Source organism: Pseudomonas sp. NPDC090592 (assembly GCF_044769185.1).
In the GTDB taxonomy this organism is placed as follows: Bacteria; Pseudomonadota; Gammaproteobacteria; order Pseudomonadales; family Pseudomonadaceae; genus Aquipseudomonas.
In genome coordinates this window covers 49,493-68,897 of the sequence record NZ_JBIVXJ010000006.1, presented here as the reverse complement: position 1 = coordinate 68,897, position 19,405 = coordinate 49,493, and the positions used below count along the sequence as shown (strand labels likewise).

The following is a 19,405-nucleotide window of genomic DNA, read 5'->3' as shown; positions in this document are numbered from 1 at the left end:
ACTTAAGTAAAAATCAACAAACCCGCCATTACGATCCGCCAATGATATAAAAATAAAATCAAATTAAACTGCAAAACCTTGGCCAAAGAGACCTGCGCCGGCCTAACCAACGCAGGTTCCAAGACTATGTCCGATAGAATCTCAGTGCCCCAGCGATACCGCTACCCGCGGTGCACTGACACGCGGACCCGCCAGCAGTGAAAGAGCCGCCAGGATGGCAGGAATCCCCAAAACCGCGAATATCAAATTCATCGGCATTCCGAGGCTGAGCAGCGCGCCTCCCATCATCGAGCCAGCGATACCGCCGAACCGCCCCATGCCGAGCATCCAACTAACACCCGTTGCTCGAAATGCCGTTGGGTATAGCCCAGGTGCATAGGCATTAAGGCCTGTCTGCGCGCCATTGATACAGAAGCCAGCGAGCAAGACCAGAACACCCAGCAAGGAACTGTCAACCGCCAGCAAGCCGATGGCGAATACGCACACAGCACCGCCTGCATATGCAGTTGCAATCACTTTGCGCGCGCTCACTCGGTCCATGGTATAGCCGACGAGAAGTATGCCCGCCAAACCACCGACCTGGAACAGGGCGGTGATGATAGCCGCCCGCTCGATAGGTAAGCCGGCATCTTTTATCAGAGTCGGCAGCCAGCCGGTAAGTAGATAGATCACCAGCAAACCCATGAAGTAAGTAGCCCAGAGGCTGAGCGTAATTCGGCGATAGCTGGGCCCAAAGAGACCTGCAATCCGGCCTTGGGCTTGCTCTGCCGGACTCCCGCCGTTGATTGCAAACTGGCAAGCGTCATCGAACTGTCCACCCAATGGGCGCAGAGCCTTTGCAATGCGAGCGCTTGGCAGACCTTTACTTACCATAAACTCGACAGACTCGGGCAGACCACGCCAGAGCAAAGGCAGCATCAGCAGAGGCAACACCCCTCCTAGAATCAACAGTGAGGTCCAGCCCCAGTGCGGCAGCATCCACGCGGAAACGAATCCCCCCATGGCTGACCCCAAGCCAAACCCCATGAACATCAGCGTAACAAGCGAGCCACGCAGCCGAGCCGGAATGAACTCCGAAAGCAACGTGGTGCAGTTCGGCATGGCTGCACCGAGCCCGAGACCTGTGAGGAAGCGCAAGACGGCCAGTTGCGTCGGGGTTTGAGCGAAACCACTGAGCAGGCTGAATGTCCCGAATGTGATGACCGAAGCGAGCAGAACCCGACGGCGTCCGATCTTATCGGACCAAGGCCCCGAGACCAGCGCCCCCACTGCGAGCCCTACCATCGCGGCGGCCATAATGGGACCGAATGCGGTTTTACTAATGCCCCACTCTTGCAGGATGGCAGGTGCGATGAAGCCCATGATCGCTGCATCGAAGCCGTCTAATGTGACGATGCAGAAACAGAGAAAAAGGATACCCCATTGATAGCGGGTCATCGGCCGTGAATCGATCCATTCACGAATGTTCACGATAGGCATTGTCATGGTGCTGATCTCGATTGTTGTTATGGATAATGCAGTCAGAAACGCAAGGTTGGGCGCACGCTGACGAAATGAACGCTCTTGCCGCCGGCTTCCTGCAGCGCATTGCCCGCAGCCAGATATTCCCAGTCGAAGTCAACCGTGAGGTTTCGGGTCGCCAACCAACGTACGTTGGTCTTGTAGATCGTCCCCACATGGCGACTTTCGGTATTGGTCGTACCCGGGGCCAACCCCATACCAGTGAAGTACACACCGTCTTCGGCCTGCTGTTTCCAGACGCCAAATATGGCGGGTTCGATCCGTAAGCTGGGCAACGGAGAGAATGCGACCTGGGGCCCCACCACGATCAAGTTGGACAAGGTGGTAATCCCTGCCTCACCGTAGTAGCCATTTTTTCCGTAGAGGGGGTCGAAAGTGCCCACTCGGTTGTCGCCGCGCCGGCTGTCACCACTGGCAACATCGGTTCGAAGGCCAATCCGCGGCTGCCAGGGAGCATCAAAGGTGTAGCCACTGGTACCAGCAACTGCCCATGCGCGGATATTGGCATCATCGAGATGGCCGAACTGCCCCGCTACATCCCAGGTCCAGTCAAAACCTGCAGCCTTACCGAAAATGCGCGTACCCGTGGTGTAGCGAACCTCATCCCCGCTGACACCGGCCAAGCTGCGATTCTTGGTTTCCAGATCCAACGCGTAAACGTCGAGGTTCCAGGGTTTGCTGAAGTTGAACGTGCTATACAGGCCAGCAAAGAAAATATCGTCGCTCGATTCATCATCGAAAGACTTCAAACCATATGCCACGGGCCGCATGGCGAACGCGTCAACTTTGTACCCGCCAGGTGTCTTGAGCATGAGCCTGACACCGTCAAGATTGAAGCGAAGATTCGGTGCATCGCGATCGCTGATGAAAACTTGACTGCCGTAGACCATCTCCTGCCGACCGACTCGCGTGGTCAACTTGTAACCTGTTGGCAGTTGCAGATTCCAGTCCACAAACAGTTGTTGGAACTCGGTATCACTCTGGTCATTCGGTGAATAAAATGCCTTGCGCCAAGACTTCGTGTCCTGGAGTTGAGCGAAAATCCGAAACTGATCGTCCAGCAAGTGCACATCGGCATGCACCTGAAGCCGCTGCTGTAGGTAACTGTTGGAGTCACGCCCACGCAAACCGAAGAAAGGTTCCTGGTGACTGTCTGCGCGATAACGCATTTCACCACCAAACGTAACCCAATTGCTCTCTCCAAAAGGGACATAGCGAAGCGCGTCCAATGGGTCGGTACGTTTTGCTGGATCCCTCAGAAAGCTGTAGTCCTCAGCCCAGCGTGCAATGCCCGGCCGCAGTGGTCTCGCATTCTGCACATCAGGCGGAGCCAGTACATCATCGGCATACACGGTGGCGCTAGCACACAGCAAGGCACAAGCGCCAACCACGAGCTTAAGCGCGGTTATTGTATTTTTCATAAATGCCCATCTTTGTTTTTATTGTCGGGTACAACTGAAAAGGCCGGCGGACCGGCCTGTCGTTACAGGTCCAAAATCAGGCGTGGTGATTTGGCCCTGGAGCAACATGGTGTGAACTGATCATTCGCAGCCCGCTGGGCATCGGTAAGGAAGCTGTCACGGTGTTCGGGAATGCCGTCCAGTACGCGCGTCACGCAGGTGCCACACACGCCCTGCTCGCAAGACACGGGGACATCAATCCCGGCGTCATACAAGACATCGATAATGGTTTGGTCTGCCTCCACGCGCATGACCTCACCTGAACTGGCAATTTCGATCTCGAATGCCTCGCCTGGCGCACTCACTTCTGCGCTCGCACTGAAGTACTCGCGGTGCAGCAGTTCGTCCGGCCAGCCTTCAGCTCGACCGCTGGACAAAACGTACTCCATATATCCGCCCGGTCCACAGACATACAGATGAGTGCCTGCCGCGGGGTTGGCGAGAACGGTGCGGGCATTTAGTGGCACTTCATCGTCGAAGTGCACATGTACACGATCCGCGAAGGGGCTGCTCTGCAGGCGGACCAAGAACGCAGCACGATCTCTGCTACGTACAGAGTAATGGAGTGTGAACGAGGCACCTGCATGGCTGAGTCTCTCGGCCATGCAGAGGATCGGCGTGATACCAATGCCGCCGGCGAACAGCAGCGAATGTTCTGCACTGGCATCCAGTTCAAAAAGGTTACGAGGCGCGCTTATCGAAAGTCGCTGCCCCTCCTGAACTGCCTCATGCATCTGCTGGGAACCGCCGCGGGAAGTCGGCTCCTTGAGGACAGCAATTTGATAGCAATGGGTTTCCGACGCGCTGTTGCAGAGCGAGTATTGGCGGGTCAATCCACCAGCCAAGTGGACGTCAATATGCGCACCCGCACTGAAAGCAGGCAGTGGCTGACCATCTTCACGGGCCAGTTCGAAGCTGCAGATTCCTTCGGCTTCGAGCTGCTTCTTCGCCACGATGACTTCAATCATGTTCGGCTCCCCGCGATCAGGCCGATTGCACGGGAATGCCGGACTCCAACTGCGACAGGCGCAGCAGGGTACGACGGCACATGATACCTGGACGGTCCGGGGCGAAGCTCAGTTCCTCAACCGCCCCTGGTTCCTTGTCGAGCAACTCCTGAATCCAGGTCAGCGCTTCAACGTCTTCCAGATAAGCGGCACGGTGACTGTCCAAAACATACTGGTCAATTTCCGCATCCTCATGATGGAAATCACGGCTGTTGAACCACCAGTAGTGCAGCGTGTTCTGGCTCTCAGGAGTAAAGGCGTGAGTGATGTTCACCAGGTATTCCTGTGCTTCACCATCCCGCGGCTCAAGGTTCACAATCTTGGCGTGTGCAATGTGAATCGCTGGCGACTCGAAGCGAGCATCCGAAAATCTGTCGACTGCACGCCCTTCAAGCTTCATCGGTACGGCATAGACAGGGGGTGGCGGTGAGTTTTTCAATGCCCGCAGAATGATCACGCGATCACCGTCCTGACGCACATCCAGATCAGAGCGAACGTATGCTGGAGTACCGATACCCGTCTTGGCGTGCAGGATCGAGAAGTGGGTCTGGTCCAGCAGGTTTTCATGCATGGCCACGTAATTGCTACGGAACTGGAACTCGCCACCCAGCGTTTTCCATTTCGGGTCGGCCAACCAATGAGTGTCCGGAATCAAGTCCGTGTTCGCTTTTTCCCGGTCTCCCATCCACACCCAGATGAAAGGCCCGCGCTCAGCCACCGGGTAACTGGCAACACATGCATGACTCGGCGGGTTGGCTAAAGCAGGCATACCGACACACTGGCCACTTGGGGCGTAGACCATGCCGTGATAGCCACAAATCACGTCGTCGCCTTCAAGGCGGCCTTTGCTCAAAGGGAAAGACCGGTGAACGCAGCGATTATTGAGAATGACCGGGGCGCCCGCTTCAGTGCGGTACATGACCACAGAGATGTCCAACAGGCGACGTTCAAGCAAGGTCCGCCCAACCTCGCTGCTCAGCGCAGCGACGTACCAGGCATTCTTGATGAGAGGGGTCCGATGGTCCGCCATCGCCTGGTTGCGCTGACGGGCAGGCCGAGGGGTAGTTTGCAGCATGGGCTAATCTCCCGTTTTTGTTATATGAGCCGGTGGTGACTCGTGAGGGATACGTTATCGATAGCCTTGGCCGCTGTCGTGGCGGTTGCCTTTATAGCTTCATCGGTTCTCCTTATCGGTAGTGACTGGTCGGAACAGGGCGAAACGCTCATGGCACGCGGGCGAGGCCGCTAAAATAGCGGTATCGCCCTATGATCCACCGCTCGGAGCAGGCTGGTAGAACAGTTATGGGGTGGTGTAGTTTGAAATCGCCGGAACATTGGCAGTTCGTTGTTCTGGCAATACTTACTACAAGACTGGAGGTTCAATGAGTTCGATTAATCGAGGTGTCGTCTACGCAGGCCCCGGGCAAGTTGAAGTTCGCAATATCGACTACCCAAAACTTCAAGACCCGCGCGGCAAGAAGATCGAGCATGGTGTAATCCTCAAGGTAGTTTCGACGAACATTTGCGGCTCTGACCAGCACATGGTTCGCGGCCGCACCACTGCCCAGATTGGCTTGGTCCTTGGCCACGAAATTACCGGCGAAGTCATTGAAAAGGGTCGCGACGTCGAGCACCTGCAGATTGGCGATCTGGTCTCTGTGCCGTTCAACGTCGCCTGCGGACGCTGCCGTTCCTGCAAAGAAATGCATACCGGGGTCTGTCTCACTGTCAACCCGGCACGCGCAGGCGGTGCCTATGGCTACGTCGACATGGGCGACTGGACCGGCGGCCAGGCTGAATATGTGCTGGTACCGTACGCCGACTTCAACCTGCTGAAACTGCCCAACCGCGACAAGGCCATGGAGAAGATCCGTGACCTGACCTGCCTGTCCGATATTCTGCCCACCGGCTACCACGGTGCAGTGACCGCCGGCGTGGGGCCGGGCAGCACCGTTTACGTTGCGGGGGCCGGCCCGGTCGGTTTGGCCGCCGCAGCCTCGGCACGCCTGCTGGGGGCCGCCTGCGTCATCGTCGGCGACCTCAATCCGGCCCGCCTGGCTCACGCCAAGGCACAAGGCTTCGAAGTGGTTGACCTGTCCAAAGACACCCCACTGCACGAGCAGATCATCGACATTCTTGGTGAGCCTGAAGTGGACTGCGCCGTCGACGCCGTCGGCTTCGAGGCCCGCGGCCATGGCCATGAAGGCGCCAAACACGAGGCACCGGCCACCGTACTCAACTCTCTGATGCAGGTGACCCGTGTCGCTGGCAAGATCGGTATCCCAGGCCTGTATGTAACCGAGGATCCAGGAGCGACGGATGCTGCGGCCAAGATCGGCTCTCTGAGCATCCGCTTTGGCCTCGGCTGGGCCAAGTCACACAGTTTCCACACCGGCCAGACACCGGTGATGAAGTACAACCGGGCACTGATGCAGGCAATCATGTGGGACCGCATCAACATTGCCGAAATCGTAGGGGTGCAGGTGATCGGCCTGGATCAAGCGCCTGCGGGTTATGGGGAGTTCGACGCCGGCGTACCCAAGAAATTCGTCATTGATCCACACCGCAGCTTCTCCTGACGCCTTCGACAGGGCCCGCAGATCCAACGCGAGCCCTGTCGCATACCACTGAATCCGCTGCGGCTCCAGTACAAATGAAAAGGCCCGGCAATTTCCTGCCGGGCCTTTCAGTTGAATCTACAGCAGAGCTAGGCAACCGCGTCGATCACCACCACACCATCGAAAAGCACGCGGGCGGTTCGCACCAGACCACAGGCCAAGCTCGCGCCTTCCCGCCGGATCTGCACAGTAAACTCTCCGCTGGGGTGCTCGACGGAAAGCCGCTGGACGGCGTCATCCGTTACCTTCGCCAAAGGATGCACCACAGTACCGGGAAGCAAGCAGGCACTCGCCACGCTGACAGCGCCGAAGACCCCAATCGAGGCGTGGCAACGGTGCGGAATGAAGGATCGAGTATTGATGGCACCATTCGAAAGCGGTGCACTGACAAGTGTCATCTTGGGAACATTACGCTGGGCAACGTTACCAAGGTTCATCATCGGTCCAACCTGCAATCGAATGGCTTCCAAACGCGCCTTCAGCTCCAGGTCACCGTCCAGCTCAGCGCACGACTCCAAGCCAGTTCGCTCGAGATCTGCAGCACGGATCAATACAACCGGCATGCCATTGTCGATGCAGGTCACCGGCACCCCCTGGACCATGTCCTGGGCATTGCCAGTGGGCAGCAGCGCGCCGCAACTAGAGCCGGCGACATCTTCGAACTCAATGACGATCGGTGCAGCCCCACCCGGCACGCCATCGATGCGCGTCTCACCTTCATACTCCACCCGCCCCTGCTGGGTCGGTACCTTGGCAACTGCGATCTGGCCGGTGTTCTCCATGAAAATCCGCACCGTCGTGGAGTTTCCAGTGATCGGCACCATGCCACGCTCCAGAGCAAAAGGCCCGACGCCCGCAAGGATGTTCCCGCAGTTCTGGCCGTAATCGACCCGGGCCTCATCGACCAGAACTTGCGCAAACAAATAGTCGATATCTGCATCACTGCGTTGCGAGCGACGAATGATGGCAACCTTGCTAGTGAGCGAGTCTCCTCCGCCGATGCCATTGATCTGGCGCGAATCCGGTGATCCCATTGCAGCAAGCAAAAGACGATCGCGCTTGTCTGGCTCGGCAGGCAGGTCACCCGCTTCGAAGTAAGCACCTTTGCTGGTGCCACCGCGCATCAGAAGGCAAGGGATCCGCACTTGAGCCATATCAGACCTCCAGCTCGCTTACATGATCGACATAACGAAGACCGCGCTCGGCGAGGCGTGGACGCATGTTGTAGATGTCCAGCCCGAGCTCACCATTGGCAAGCCGCTCACGCTTGGCAAGCTCGTTGCCCTCACGCTCAGTCGCCTCGTGCAGAACTTGACGCGCTTCCTCACGACGCACAACAACCACGCCGTCGTCATCCGCGATCACAACATCGCCCGGGTAGACCAATTGCCCGGCACAGACTACAGGGATGTTAACTGACCCCAGTGTTTCCTTGACCGTGCCTTGAGCGCTCAGCCCTTCGGACCAGACCGGGAACTCCATCTCACGCAACGTCTTGCTATCGCGCACGCTGGCAGCGATTACAAGGCCACGCACACCGCGCGCCTGGAGCGATGTCGCGAGCAAGTCGCCGAAATAGCCATCGTGGCAAGGAGAGCTCGGAGCAACGACCAAGATGTCACCTGGCTGGCACTGCTCAACAGCCACATGGAACATCCAGTTATCACCTGGCGCTACCAGCACTGTGACTGCACTTCCGGCAATACCGCGCCCTTCCTGAATAGGCCGTACATTCTGCGCCAGCAGACCTTTGCGGCCTTGAGCTTCATGTACAGTCGCCACGCCAAGAGGTGCCAGTGCATCAATCACTGACTGGTCCGCACGTGCGATGTGGCGCACGACTACGCCAGTTTTACCAATCAATTTATTCATGTGCCCTCCACGCGCAATCAGGCAAGATTTTCAGTCACGCGAGGGAAGATGCTTTGGTAACCCTCGCCATAAATGATGTCTCGTTTGGCAGTGATGCCGATGTTGCGTTTGGCTTGCACGCCGCGCTGCAGCGCTACGCGCGTGTAGTACTCCCACAAGTGCTCCTGCCCGGCCATGCACTGGATCGCGGCGTACTTTTTGTCCCACACGCTGGTGATGTCCAGCAACACATCTGGCCGCCACTCACACTGCTCAGGCTGGTGCGGCTCGAACGCATAGACCGGGGGCGCCCCAACGATTTTCTCGCCCGGATGATAGCCCTCTGCCTGGGCGATGATCCGCGCCTCCTGGGTCAGGTTCATAGCGAGAGGATGATCGTAGTTGTAAGGGTCTTTCAGCGAGTGGCTAAGCACGAACTCAGGCTGAACCCGACGGAACACATCTGCCAGTTGGTACAAGTCTTCAGTCCCCGCTCGCAACGGGTAATCGCCCATATCGAAGAATTCAACAGTAGCGCCGAGAATGTCTGCTGCCTGCTGAGCCTCTTCCCGGCGAGCAGCCTTGACCTTCTCTTCGGTCATGTCGCTGCCTTTGCGCCACAGCTTGGCGGATTCACCGCGCTCGCCAAAGCTCAAACACACCACATGCACTGCGTAACCCTGGGCTGCGTGCAGTGCAATAGCGCCGCCTGCGCGCCAGACAAAATCGGCAGAGTGCGCGCTGACTACCAAAGCGCTTTTTTGAACAGTTGTCATATTGTTTACTCTTCTGTGAGGACTAGCTGCTGGCTTTGGCTGCAACGGAATACAGCACCTGCTGGTTACGGCTTTTCATGAAGGTTTCAAGTGGCTCACCGCGCATAGCGGCGTACACGACCAGGTTAGGAACCCCCAACACGGCGGCCAATTTCTCCAGCACAAAGAAAATCACGCCATGGTGGATCAATCCGCGCCAGTCCCGCCGACGGATGAGATCGCACGCCTGTTCAGTCAGCTCGGCTTCAGCGAACAGGGTCTCTGGCTCGCTGAGGAAACGCGCCCTGAAATCAGGCTCGATCAAGCGGCGAAGAAACTTGTTGAGTGCATAGCCTTGTGCACTGCGCTCAAGGGTGTAGGGATACGTGCCGGGCAACGCATCAATGCCAGCCACTTGATGATTGATATGCACCAAGTGCTCCTCAACCTGTTTAGGCGAGAGCGGCTCAGCTTGGTTCTCCAACAGCAAAGTCGCGATGCCAGTCATGGAAGGCAGGTAGTAATCGCGGTGCAGTTGCTTCACGTTGCCCGACAAAGCACCGCGCATGATCAGCCAGGTGATCACTTCCGCACCTTCCATGCCGCCAAGCGTTGCGTATTCGGCCTGCGTGATACGGGTCAGCGCCACTGGGTCATTGACCAACATATCCAGGAACTGGGCATCCCATTCTGGATTGTTGAAACCACAGCGCTCTCCGTGCACCTGGTGCGAAACACCACCCGTAGCTACGATGGCGACCTTCAAGTCCTCGGGGTAACTTTCAATTGCACGCCGCAGAGCTTGACCCAGCTTGTAGCAGCGCAGTGCACTCGGCACCGGGAACTGCAGCACACCGACCTGAAGCGGTACGATCTGCACTGGCCAGCCATCGTGATGAGGCAGCAAAGCTGACATGGGTGAAAAGAACCCATGATCCAGCGGCTTGTCACGGAAAAAGCCCATATCGAACTCATCCGCCATCAAGCTTCTGCCAATGTGCCTGGACAGAGCGGCGTGTCCGCCTACCGCCGGCAGGTCCCGGGGATTGCCACCTTCGTCCGCAACGCCATAGCGATCATCAACGCCTAAAGTAAATGCACCGTAGTGGTCGAAGAAGAAGGATGTGATGTGGTCATTGAAGATGTAGAACAGGACATCAGGCTTCTTGGTCTCAAGCCATACCTTGATCGGCTCGAAGCTCTCAAATATCGGCGCCCACGCGGCTTCTTCCTGCTTATCGTGATCGACTGCAAAGCCGATGGTTGGGGTGTGGGAGACTGCAAGCCCCCCTATTATTCTGGCCATACGCATTCCTGAGTCAGCGGTGCTGGGGTGCGTAGACTGTATGACGTATCGCCGCAGCGCGGGGGGCGGAAATTTTTAGAAGGGCATCGGTTTTGTTTATGGCTTCTGCTGTTTGAGCGCTTCGATCATTGCTGCAACAGCGGGAGGATGTAACGCCTCCACCCGGGTGATGATCCCAATTTGACGGTTGGTTTCGGGAAGCTGAACATCTAGAGCGGTCAACTCACCGTTTGCCAGGTCCATCTCAAACTGGTGATACGAGACGATCGCCAGCCAATCCGTGGTGGCCAAGAGCCCCCGGATTACGGCCATATCACCGGATTCGACTCTAGCCAAGGGTGCCGGAATTGAGTGCTGCGCAAAACTTCTGTCAATCATCGTTCGCGCAGGGCTTGGTGCTCGCGGCAGTATCCATTGCGCAGCAGACAGGGCTTGAAGCGGAATTTTTTTTCCAACCAGCGGGTGATTCGCCCGCGCGATGATCAACAGCCGCTCTTCGAACAAGGTTTCGTTGAGCAAACCCCTGCCATCATCTAGCCGTAAGGCTCCAAACACTAGATCTAGATCGCCGTTGCGTAGATCTGCTTCAAGCTGTTCATAGTTTGCTTCGAAGGTCTCTATCTGGACATTTGGATGGGCGGTGAGCAGTTGAATGATTGCCTGAGGAATGATGCGGGTTCGCCCAAGCGGCAGAGCCCCGATCCTGACCTTCCCTTTTACTTCGCCGGCCAACGCAGACAGGTCCTGAGCGATGTGATGGAGCTCATTAATGGATTTTTTAATGACTGGCAAAATCGCGAGAGCGATCTCGGTTGGTTGCACTCCGCGGCCATGGCGATCAAACAATTTCACATCCGTTCCCGCCTCCATTGCCTTTATCGCACTGCTGATTGCAGGCTGGGTCACCGCCATCTCGCTGGCGACCTTACCCATGTTGCGCATGCGGCATAATTTTATAAAGGCGATCAGACGTCGGGCATTCAGCAAGTACAACTGCTCATGCACGGTGACGGGGGGCTGCCCTAGAAGCGTTGGCAAAACGGCAAGTTCGGCCAGAATTCGCCTGGCGCGTGCCAGAACGCACTGTCCTTCGGCAGTTATTTTCCAACCACCGTGGACACGTTCGAACATGCTTACCCCCAGCTGTGCTTCCAGTTCGCCAATCCCATCGTGCACCACAGAAGGCGAGCGGAGCATCTTGCGAGCAGCCTTGGTCAGGGTTCGATGATCAGCCACCCTGACGAGGGTACGCAAATGCATGAGATTGGGCAGATCCTTCATATTTAGAACAGCCATGTACGCACTCTATCGATAGCGGCGCGACAGCTACGCGCCGAAAACCTTGAATCCTGTCAGCGTATCGTATTTCCACGCCAAACCGCTCCCTTCCCTCTCAAGACCGACGTCGCGAAGAACTGCTTGTAACAGTGCACCACGACTCACAGGGCCACCACCACTGCCCAAGGGTGATGCACCATTGAGGCCTGACCACTCGTTGCTCAAGCTGCTGGCACTCCGTTGCCACTGCCGTTGCGATGGAGATAGCTCAAAAAAAGCTTAAACAGTTTGAACCATTCGCGATTGGGTGCTAGAAAATACAGACAAAAAGGATTCATCGTTCATTTTCCAGCCAATCGCATCGAGATTTCTGGGAAAATTAGTCGAATGAACCATCAGGATGATTGAAATGAACAATAATAAAAAACAACACGTTGGCGCCGGCCTTGTTGCCTTTGTGGGTACTTACGGTGCAGAGCCAAACGCCAAAGGCGGTGGCATTTTTGTAGTCCGGGTGGAGGACGACGGTGCGACGCTTACCGTTACCAGCCGGGTTCGGCAGCCAGTGGAAGCAGGCTATTTAGCCTATGCGCCCGAGACTCATACCCTGTATGCGGTGGACGAACGTAAAACCGACGGCCGTGGGCCGGTTAATCCCCCAGGCGGCGTTCACGCGCTACGCGTGAATCCTGCAGATGGCTCGCTAATCCCGCTGAATTGGCTGCCCGCACCAGGCCCCCGGCCGACATTTCTAGCCCACAGTGCAGAGCAAAACTTACTGGTGAGCGCTCATCATGGCGACTTCCAGCATGTTGAACGCGTAATCAAAGACGCGCATGGGAAATGGGTGTCCGAGTTTGCCTATGACGACTCCACCGTAGTGGTGTTTGACCTTGAAAAGGACGGCAGACTCAGCTCTATCCAGGACGTTCTCGTCCTCAGCGGCCATGGCGTTGACCCCAATAACTCCCCCCAAATGAATGGCCATGCACAGGCCAGCCCCCATGCGCATTGTGCGGTGATTGATCCGACAGGAAAGTGGCTCCTCGTTGCCGATAAGGGAACGGACCGCGTGTTCGTGTATACCTTGGAAACGCACCCGAAACTCGTATCCACTTGCCAATTTCCCGAACAGACAGCACCACGGCACATTGCTTTCAGCACCAGGACGCGTGCCTACATGACGCTGGAACTATCGTCAGAAGTAGTCACGCTGGAATTCCATCCCGACACCGGCCAATTGCAAATCCTGGCGCGCACTTCATCTATCGATCACGCCTTCAAGGGTCATAACGAACCTGCGGAGATCCGCGTACACCCTAACGGGCGCTTCGTTTACGTGAATAACCGTGGCGAGGATTCACTGGCTTGGTTTGAAGTAAAAGCCGATGGAACGCTCAAACGCCTCGGAGCAGTACAGCTGGCCAAATCTCTCCATCCTGGCGTCGCGGCACGTAGCTTTACCTTCGCACCACAGGGAACCTTCATGCTGGTGGCAGATCGGCCGGCAGGACTGCTTCGTGCTTATCAAGTCGACCCCGACGACGGTAGCCTGCGTGCGTGTGGTCAGGTCAGCATTCCTGAACCCGCCTTTGTAGCCTTCGCCCTTCTCTAGACACGCCAGGCACCAGAACTAAACGGATTGAGGTCAGGCACTGCCTGCGCCAAGTGGCGTCCTGTACTTGGTAAAAAGCAAAGTTGCACACCATCATTACTCAATTACAAAAACAACAAGGAAGTTGAGAGATGCGCACCAGCCAAATGATTTCCATTGGAACGTTATTGATTAGCAGTTGCTCATGGGCAGGTCCCTCAAAGCCAAACCCGAATGAAACAGCTCAATCCCAAGCGCCGGGATTGATTGAGGGACAATCACTCAATGCGTCAATCACTCAATATTTTATACAAGACGATGCCAAACGTAATACGTTCTACCCTGTACCCAAGGAAGGCGGCCGCTACATCGAACACCAAGATAAAACACAGGGTTGGTTGCAGGGCAACATCATCAATTACACCTCAGGTTATACTCAGGGAGACGTGGGCTTTGCATTCGAAGTGGCTGGTTACAACGAAATCGCTTTATCCCGTGGGCACGGTACATTGGCGGGAGGTGGCGATCGGACCCTAAGGGACTCGGAAGGAGATGCTGTTGGACAATGGAGCAAATTAGGGCTTGCCAACCTGAAACTGCGGGCGAGCAACACTGTTCTTACATTAGGCCGCCAGAACATGGCGACGCCTCAAGTGGCGACAAATTCATCCACACGTGCACTACCTTCAAGCTTCAGCGGGCTCAGCCTGCGCAGCACCGAACTCAAGGGAATGGCAATTGATCTCGCAACCTTTGACCGAGCCCTGCCGAGAACGGAACAGAGCACCTCACGCTTTTTTTCTGACAGCGGTATAAAGTCAGTTTCTTCCGACCGTGTGAGTACCGCCGGTGTTTCATGGGGTTACGACAGTGAGGAGCTGAAACTCTACTCAACAACCCTGGAGGATTTCTGGAGGCAAGACTATCTTAACATCATTCATCGAAGCCAATTTTCCGACGCGCTTGGCATTAACACTTCGCTGAACTTCTATCGAACTCGAGAACAAGGAGACGCGAAACTTGCGAGCATCGACAACAATGCCTACAGCCTGGCTATCACGTTAAACTATCTAGGGCATAGCTTGCTGGGCAGCTGGCAGCATATTGACGGGAATGAGCCCTTCGACTACATCCGTGAAACCAACGGTTCTCTGTTAACCAGCACGTCAAAAGCAGACTTCAACGGCCCGAACGAAACCTCATTGAAGCTTGCCTACACTTTAGACTCCGCGATGCACGGCCTACCGGGCTTGAAAACAACATTGTATGTAACGCGTGGCTGGGGAGTCGACGGAACTCATTACCAAGGCGAAGGCTACACCAGTTACCTCAATGTCAAGGACGCCCGTCAGGCCGAATCTGGGGTCCTTCTGACCTATGTTGTTCAAAGCGGTCGCTTTGCAAATTCGATGGGGCTGGCCAACTTCCTCGTCCACCGCTCCACAGGCAATCATCCAGCAGGAAATTTTAATGAGCTTCGGTTCATGCTACGCATGCCATTCAAACTACTGTAAATAACGGAAAAGGAAATCGTATGATCAGCAGGAGAAGCTTTTGCCTTGCGTCAAGCTTGGGATTGGTGAGTATCGGCACAGGACAGCTGGCCTGGGGGATGAATCAAGCCGATTCGCTAACGCTCAAGTGGAATCGGATACTGAGACTGCCCTGGTTATGCACGGGTTTTACAGAAACGTCCTCGGGACGGCTATTCGCTGCGCTTCCGCGACTCCCAGGATATGAGGGAACCCCTTCAATTATAGAGATCACCTCCGAAGGCAGCCTGATACCTTTCCCAGGAGGAAGCTGGAACCGGTGGCAACCGGGTCACGATGCTACTGATGCGCTGATCAATGTGCAGCGAATAAAAATAGCCTCCGATGACAGTCTGTGGGTCCTTGACAAAGGTATGAGCATCACCAGCAAAGCCAGTAACTCTGAGGCGAGGGTATTGCAATTTGACACGAATACGGGGCGCCTTCTGCAACATTTTCAGCTAGCTGAAAAGCATAATATTTTTAACGCCTTTGCACCGTTCAGTAGCAGGGCACACAACACACTTTCTTAATTTATGTTTACAGAGAATAATACGAGGCATTCAGGGCCCACAGCCCGGCAGCCTATCTTGCTATCAGCACACTGCGACGAAAAAACTTAGCCCCGTTTCAAATTCGCAGGGTATCGGCCTCGGCGGCAAAATAGTTTGGATGACAAGCTGATTTCTAAATGTAGTTTAGGAGCCAGTGCAGCCGAAGCGTGCATCTGTCACGCGAGGGCTATACGGAAATCGGAGCTCTCGACTCCACACAAGCGCGGCCTATAATAAATAATTGAATCGCCGAGTACTTCTAAGCACGTCCAGCCTTGTTCAGGGTCCGGAAACGCCTACGAGTACTGCGGCGATTCAATGACTTAGCCTACCGCAATATCAGAATACGACAATGGTATTGAGCCCCAGTATCAATGCAGTGCCATTGTCAGAACCCCCAGGATGGATGATCCATTGCACATTGGGCCTGAAATTCACGCCTGGCACAGGCGACCAATTATAAAATACCTCGCTTTCATATTCGTATCCGTCGTACACCCCCATCTGCTGGCTCGGATTAGCTTCGTTCCAGTCGCGCTGATAAGCTGCATAACGTGGATTGCCGTGGGTGGCACCGATACCAAGGCCCACGAAATCTGCCGGGCGATCAAAGACGCCTTTGTACTTGACCATTGCAGTTGCTTGATGGTCGATGTATGAGGTTGCCTTATCAGAAGCGGCAAAATTGAATGTGGCACTCCAGCCTTTATTCGCATCACCGGTCAACTGTTGCTGAGCAGTAAAATAGGCACCATATCGACCGGAATGCTCCAACGGCTCCCCACCCTCCTTACCGAGTGATTCATGCTCTTCATTCAAATAACGATCACTGCCACCCGCCGTACTGTACCAAGCACCCACCATATAGCGGCTAGGTTGTCCAAACAAGCTTGACGCCCAGCCGTACTCAACCGGTATAAGTGCGCCAACTGTGCCCGATGGAAAGTTGGGTTGCCAGGCATGCGATCGCGCCCAACTGCTGTCCAGATAGGTTTCGTTCAACTGATAAGCGCCAGCTTTGATATAGCTGCTGTCAGTGGTATGCCAAGTCACTACACCGGCCCATTGGCTAGCTGGCCAGTTAATCCAGTAGTCGCCTACCAGGTTACCTGGTGGCCCACCGCAGAATGTGATGTTTTGAAAGTCGCACGGCTGGCTATCAAAATCAGCTTCTACTGTAAGTCTACCCAGGCGCACTTCAAGACGATCATCAAGAAGCTTCTGCTTCAGGGCGAACATCGTCAACCACCAGGTTTGCCCGCGCCCCCAAATGGCCTGCAGTTGGTCATAGGCGCCAATATTGGCATCAATATTCAAGTTCCTGCCGCTGCGCTCAGTCATAATTGCCTGAAACGTCGCACCTTGCCAATCAAATATCTTTTCGAAGTCAAATGTTCCGATGAGGGAGAATTGGTCCGTATAACGGGTAAGCTTCCTATCGCCGCCTGTGAAGTTGTGAGCCGCCTGACTCTGATAGTTTCCCTCAATCAAATAGCCGTTATCTGCCCACTGACTTCTAAGACCCGACCATTCACCGGTCAATGTATTGGAAAAATCTTCAGCCCATGCAACACTCGCAGACAGCGACAAAGCGGCCACACAAGCAACAGCTATTTTCATATGACACCTTGAGTTTTTCTGGAATGCAGGCGACACCCGCCTCCAGTTCTTGTTATTGGAGAAACTCGTTGTTTACATATTATCAAGCAGTGCAAGTAATACCCAAGGAGCACCACAGATAGCGCGCCCTCACACCTCCGTCATTGAATCTAACTACTTGGATGAATTCTGGTCAAACGCGGCATCAAATCGAGCGTGAGGTAGTTTCCACAACTTCGATCGAACAAACTTAAGCGCTTCTTCGGCGCCGTGCATGCGGTCCATTCCGGCATCTTCCCACTCAATCGAAATCGGGCCGTCATAGTGGATGGCCCGTAGCGCACGGAAAGCATCCTCCCATGGCACGTCACCATGCCCGGTGGATACAAAATCCCAGCCACGGCGTGGATCGCCCCAGGCAAGGTGCGAACCCAGAACACCCGCACGACCATTTTGAGGACGCAAACGGGTATCTTTGCAGTCAACGTGATAAATACGCTCTGCAAAATCGACAATGAAGCCTACCGGATCTATGTTCTGCCACATCATGTGTGATGGGTCCCAATTGAAACCGAAGGCTTGACGATGATCCAGCGCCTCCAGTGCGCGCTTGCTAGACCAGTAGTCGTATGCGATTTCACCAGGATGGACTTCGTGAGCGAATCGGACGCCATGGTCATCAAAGACATCCAGAATTGGATTCCAACGCTCCGCAAAATCATCATAACCCTGATCGATCACAGACTCTGGGACCGGCGGGAACATGGCTACATATGGCCAGATTGCTGAACCGGTGAAGCCAACCACAGTATCCACACCCAGCTTGCGGGCCACTTGTGCGGTGAGTTTCATTTCTTCTGCCGCACGGCTGCGGACGCCTTCCGCATCCCCATCCCCCCATGTGCGAGGACGCACAATAGCTTTATGCCGGAAATCGATCGGTGCATCGCAAACCGCTTGGCCAGCCAAGTGGTTGGAAATCGCGTGCAACGATAAACCGTGGCGGTCCAGGATGGCCTTACGGCCGGCCAGATAGTCCGCGTCTTCAGCCGCACGCCACACATCCAGGTGCTCACCTGAACAAGCGATTTCCAATCCGTCGTAGCCCCACTGTGCAGCAAGACGCGCGACTTCTTCGAGGGGAAGATCAACCCATTGACCCGTAAACAGTGTTACCTCAGGTAATACAGTGCTCATACATAAGTTTCCTGAAAAGTGTCCGCGACCTCGACCCAAGCCCCACTACGAGCAGACTCGACAACAGCGGACACAATATGGGCGGAGCGCAACCCATCAACGAACGTAGGTAAGCCGTCGACTTCTTCGCCAGCAATCGCCCGATAAGTGTCGGCAACGAAATGTTCGAAACAGTGCGCATACCCCTGCGCATGCCCTGCCGGCAATGTTGACAATCTGCGCGCGTCAGCCGCGCCTACTGATGGGTCTCGATGAAGGGTTTCGCTACTTGTTACCCCTCCAAGCCAGGCGGTTTCAGGTTGTTCCTGATCAAAAACGGCACTGCGTAGCTGCCCATCGAACTCAAACCACAGGCGATTCTTGCGCCCTGCCGACACCTGCGAGACATTCACAGAACCAAGCACTCCTGATTGCGTTCGGAACATCACACACGCGGCATCTTCGGTCTCAACCTTCTGAAGATGCCCACTACCGACTCCTGCGAAGCTCCCTGCACCACTGACCGGACGTTGCGCAACGGTGATTGTGGTGGCCGCACATACACTGGTGATCCGCTCACCCGTGATGAACTCCATGAGGTCGCACCAGTGCGATCCGATATCTGCAAATGCCCTCGATGGCCCGCCAGCCTTCGCATCCACCCGCCAATTGGACGCCAGCGGCGACAGCATCCAGTCTTGTAGATAGCTGCCATGGAGCAACTGCCAAGGGCCAAAGTCGCCGGCTTGTGCGCGGGCCCGCAACTCCCGCACCAAAGGGTGAAAGCGGTAGACAAATGGAACAGTGGCAATACGCCCCGCTTCGCGCGCCTGAACCAGCATCTGTTCAGCGCCACGGGCATCGATTGCCATCGGTTTTTCGCAAATCACATGGGCGCCGGCTGCTAGAGCTGCGGTCACCTGCTGCTGATGCAGCCCATTCGGGCTACAGACATGCACTACATCCGGTTGCAGCGCCAACAACTCGTCCAGCGACTCCAGTGCCAGAGTGTTCCAGTCGTGGGCGACTGCTCTAGAACGCGCGGGAGTTGACGCCATTACGCCTACCAATTGCGCGCCGCCCAGCAATGCTGAACGCCGGTGAATGTCGGCAATCATGCCGGCCCCTAATATTACGGCCTTCAATCCAGCCAT

16 protein-coding genes are annotated in these 19,405 nt (G+C 55.6%); 4 read left to right on the top strand and 12 right to left on the bottom strand.

The window, feature by feature from the left end; translation table 11 throughout:
* Positions 1–141: 141 nt before the first annotated feature.
* The 4 genes from ACIQUI_RS06920 to ACIQUI_RS06905 form a co-directional block, all read right to left on the bottom strand.
* Entirely contained in the window at positions 142–1,485 is a 1,344-nt protein-coding gene (locus tag ACIQUI_RS06920; protein ID WP_403196343.1) for an MFS transporter, read from the bottom strand.
* A gap of 35 nt (positions 1,486–1,520) precedes the next feature.
* Entirely contained in the window at positions 1,521–2,942 is a 1,422-nt protein-coding gene (locus tag ACIQUI_RS06915) for an alginate export family protein (RefSeq protein ID WP_403196340.1), read from the bottom strand.
* Positions 2,943–3,004: 62 nt separating this feature from the next.
* Positions 3,005–3,949 carry a PDR/VanB family oxidoreductase gene (locus tag ACIQUI_RS06910; RefSeq protein WP_403196338.1) on the bottom strand — a complete coding sequence of 315 codons (945 nt, stop codon included), beginning with the start codon at positions 3,947–3,949 and terminating at the stop codon, positions 3,005–3,007.
* A 16-nt stretch (positions 3,950–3,965) separates the two neighbouring features.
* Positions 3,966–5,063, bottom strand: coding sequence for a Rieske 2Fe-2S domain-containing protein (locus tag ACIQUI_RS06905; RefSeq protein WP_403196335.1), 1,098 nt, complete (start codon positions 5,061–5,063; stop codon positions 3,966–3,968).
* A 307-nt stretch (positions 5,064–5,370) separates the two neighbouring features.
* Between ACIQUI_RS06905 and fdhA the strand changes: the two genes are divergently transcribed.
* Positions 5,371–6,567 carry a formaldehyde dehydrogenase, glutathione-independent gene (gene fdhA / locus ACIQUI_RS06900; protein WP_403196332.1) on the top strand — a complete coding sequence of 399 codons (1,197 nt, stop codon included), beginning with the start codon at positions 5,371–5,373 and terminating at the stop codon, positions 6,565–6,567.
* Positions 6,568–6,695: 128 nt separating this feature from the next.
* Here the strand turns inward: fdhA and ACIQUI_RS06895 are convergent, their stop codons facing one another.
* The 5 genes from ACIQUI_RS06895 to ACIQUI_RS06875 all read right to left on the bottom strand — a co-directional run bounded on the left by ACIQUI_RS06895 (position 6,696) and on the right by ACIQUI_RS06875 (position 11,814).
* Positions 6,696–7,760: a 4-oxalomesaconate tautomerase gene (locus ACIQUI_RS06895; RefSeq protein WP_403196330.1), complete on the bottom strand. Its 1,065-nt coding sequence runs from the start codon at positions 7,758–7,760 to the stop codon at positions 6,696–6,698.
* A gap of 1 nt (position 7,761) precedes the next feature.
* On the bottom strand, positions 7,762–8,478 hold the full coding sequence (locus ACIQUI_RS06890; protein ID WP_403196327.1) for a 4-carboxy-4-hydroxy-2-oxoadipate aldolase/oxaloacetate decarboxylase: 717 nt from the start codon (positions 8,476–8,478) through the stop codon (positions 7,762–7,764).
* A 17-nt stretch (positions 8,479–8,495) separates the two neighbouring features.
* Positions 8,496–9,233 (bottom strand): 4-oxalmesaconate hydratase, encoded by a 738-nt coding sequence (galB, locus tag ACIQUI_RS06885; RefSeq protein WP_403196324.1) that lies wholly within the window; start codon positions 9,231–9,233, stop codon positions 8,496–8,498.
* A gap of 22 nt (positions 9,234–9,255) precedes the next feature.
* Positions 9,256–10,518: a gallate dioxygenase gene (locus ACIQUI_RS06880; protein WP_403196322.1), complete on the bottom strand. Its 1,263-nt coding sequence runs from the start codon at positions 10,516–10,518 to the stop codon at positions 9,256–9,258.
* Between the two features lie 96 nt (positions 10,519–10,614).
* The gene (locus ACIQUI_RS06875) at positions 10,615–11,814 is read right to left on the bottom strand and encodes a LysR family transcriptional regulator (RefSeq protein WP_403196319.1); all 1,200 of its coding nucleotides are present in this window, start codon (positions 11,812–11,814) and stop codon (positions 10,615–10,617) included.
* Positions 11,815–12,196: 382 nt separating this feature from the next.
* On the opposite strand from ACIQUI_RS06875, the gene ACIQUI_RS06870 reads away from it, so the two are divergent.
* From ACIQUI_RS06870 to ACIQUI_RS06860, 3 genes are all read left to right on the top strand, one after another.
* A complete protein-coding gene (locus ACIQUI_RS06870; RefSeq protein WP_403196316.1) occupies positions 12,197–13,411 on the top strand; it encodes a lactonase family protein in 1,215 nt (404 codons plus the stop codon).
* A 131-nt stretch (positions 13,412–13,542) separates the two neighbouring features.
* A complete protein-coding gene (locus ACIQUI_RS06865) occupies positions 13,543–14,904 on the top strand; it encodes an OprD family outer membrane porin (protein ID WP_403196314.1) in 1,362 nt (453 codons plus the stop codon).
* A gap of 20 nt (positions 14,905–14,924) precedes the next feature.
* Entirely contained in the window at positions 14,925–15,455 is a 531-nt protein-coding gene (locus ACIQUI_RS06860) for an L-dopachrome tautomerase-related protein (RefSeq protein WP_403196311.1), read from the top strand.
* Positions 15,456–15,815: 360 nt separating this feature from the next.
* Here the strand turns inward: ACIQUI_RS06860 and ACIQUI_RS06855 are convergent, their stop codons facing one another.
* The 3 genes from ACIQUI_RS06855 to ACIQUI_RS06845 form a co-directional block, all read right to left on the bottom strand.
* Positions 15,816–17,096: a carbohydrate porin gene (locus ACIQUI_RS06855; protein ID WP_403196308.1), complete on the bottom strand. Its 1,281-nt coding sequence runs from the start codon at positions 17,094–17,096 to the stop codon at positions 15,816–15,818.
* Positions 17,097–17,249: 153 nt separating this feature from the next.
* Positions 17,250–18,272, bottom strand: coding sequence for a sugar phosphate isomerase/epimerase family protein (locus tag ACIQUI_RS06850; protein ID WP_403196306.1), 1,023 nt, complete (start codon positions 18,270–18,272; stop codon positions 17,250–17,252).
* A complete protein-coding gene (locus ACIQUI_RS06845; RefSeq protein WP_403196304.1) occupies positions 18,269–19,405 on the bottom strand; it encodes a Gfo/Idh/MocA family protein in 1,137 nt (378 codons plus the stop codon). Before ACIQUI_RS06845 ends, ACIQUI_RS06850 begins: the two co-directional genes overlap by 4 nt.

What these genes read in the sequence shown, in the direction of transcription:
- ACIQUI_RS06920 (WP_403196343.1), bottom strand. Translation starts at nt 1,485, where the DNA reads ATGACAATGCCTATCGTGAACATTCGTGAATGGATCGATTCACGGCCG.
- ACIQUI_RS06915 (WP_403196340.1), bottom strand. Translation starts at nt 2,942, where the DNA reads ATGAAAAATACAATAACCGCGCTTAAGCTCGTGGTTGGCGCTTGTGCC.
- ACIQUI_RS06910 (WP_403196338.1), bottom strand. Translation starts at nt 3,949, where the DNA reads ATGATTGAAGTCATCGTGGCGAAGAAGCAGCTCGAAGCCGAAGGAATC.
- ACIQUI_RS06905 (WP_403196335.1), bottom strand. Translation starts at nt 5,063, where the DNA reads ATGCTGCAAACTACCCCTCGGCCTGCCCGTCAGCGCAACCAGGCGATG.
- fdhA (WP_403196332.1), top strand. Translation starts at nt 5,371, where the DNA reads ATGAGTTCGATTAATCGAGGTGTCGTCTACGCAGGCCCCGGGCAAGTT.
- ACIQUI_RS06895 (WP_403196330.1), bottom strand. Translation starts at nt 7,760, where the DNA reads ATGGCTCAAGTGCGGATCCCTTGCCTTCTGATGCGCGGTGGCACCAGC.
- ACIQUI_RS06890 (WP_403196327.1), bottom strand. Translation starts at nt 8,478, where the DNA reads ATGAATAAATTGATTGGTAAAACTGGCGTAGTCGTGCGCCACATCGCA.
- galB (WP_403196324.1), bottom strand. Translation starts at nt 9,233, where the DNA reads ATGACAACTGTTCAAAAAAGCGCTTTGGTAGTCAGCGCGCACTCTGCC.
- ACIQUI_RS06880 (WP_403196322.1), bottom strand. Translation starts at nt 10,518, where the DNA reads ATGGCCAGAATAATAGGGGGGCTTGCAGTCTCCCACACCCCAACCATC.
- ACIQUI_RS06875 (WP_403196319.1), bottom strand. Translation starts at nt 11,814, where the DNA reads ATGGCTGTTCTAAATATGAAGGATCTGCCCAATCTCATGCATTTGCGT.
- ACIQUI_RS06870 (WP_403196316.1), top strand. Translation starts at nt 12,197, where the DNA reads ATGATTGAAATGAACAATAATAAAAAACAACACGTTGGCGCCGGCCTT.
- ACIQUI_RS06865 (WP_403196314.1), top strand. Translation starts at nt 13,543, where the DNA reads ATGCGCACCAGCCAAATGATTTCCATTGGAACGTTATTGATTAGCAGT.
- ACIQUI_RS06860 (WP_403196311.1), top strand. Translation starts at nt 14,925, where the DNA reads ATGATCAGCAGGAGAAGCTTTTGCCTTGCGTCAAGCTTGGGATTGGTG.
- ACIQUI_RS06855 (WP_403196308.1), bottom strand. Translation starts at nt 17,096, where the DNA reads ATGAAAATAGCTGTTGCTTGTGTGGCCGCTTTGTCGCTGTCTGCGAGT.
- ACIQUI_RS06850 (WP_403196306.1), bottom strand. Translation starts at nt 18,272, where the DNA reads ATGAGCACTGTATTACCTGAGGTAACACTGTTTACGGGTCAATGGGTT.
- ACIQUI_RS06845 (WP_403196304.1), bottom strand. Translation starts at nt 19,405, where the DNA reads ATGGCTGGATTGAAGGCCGTAATATTAGGGGCCGGCATGATTGCCGAC.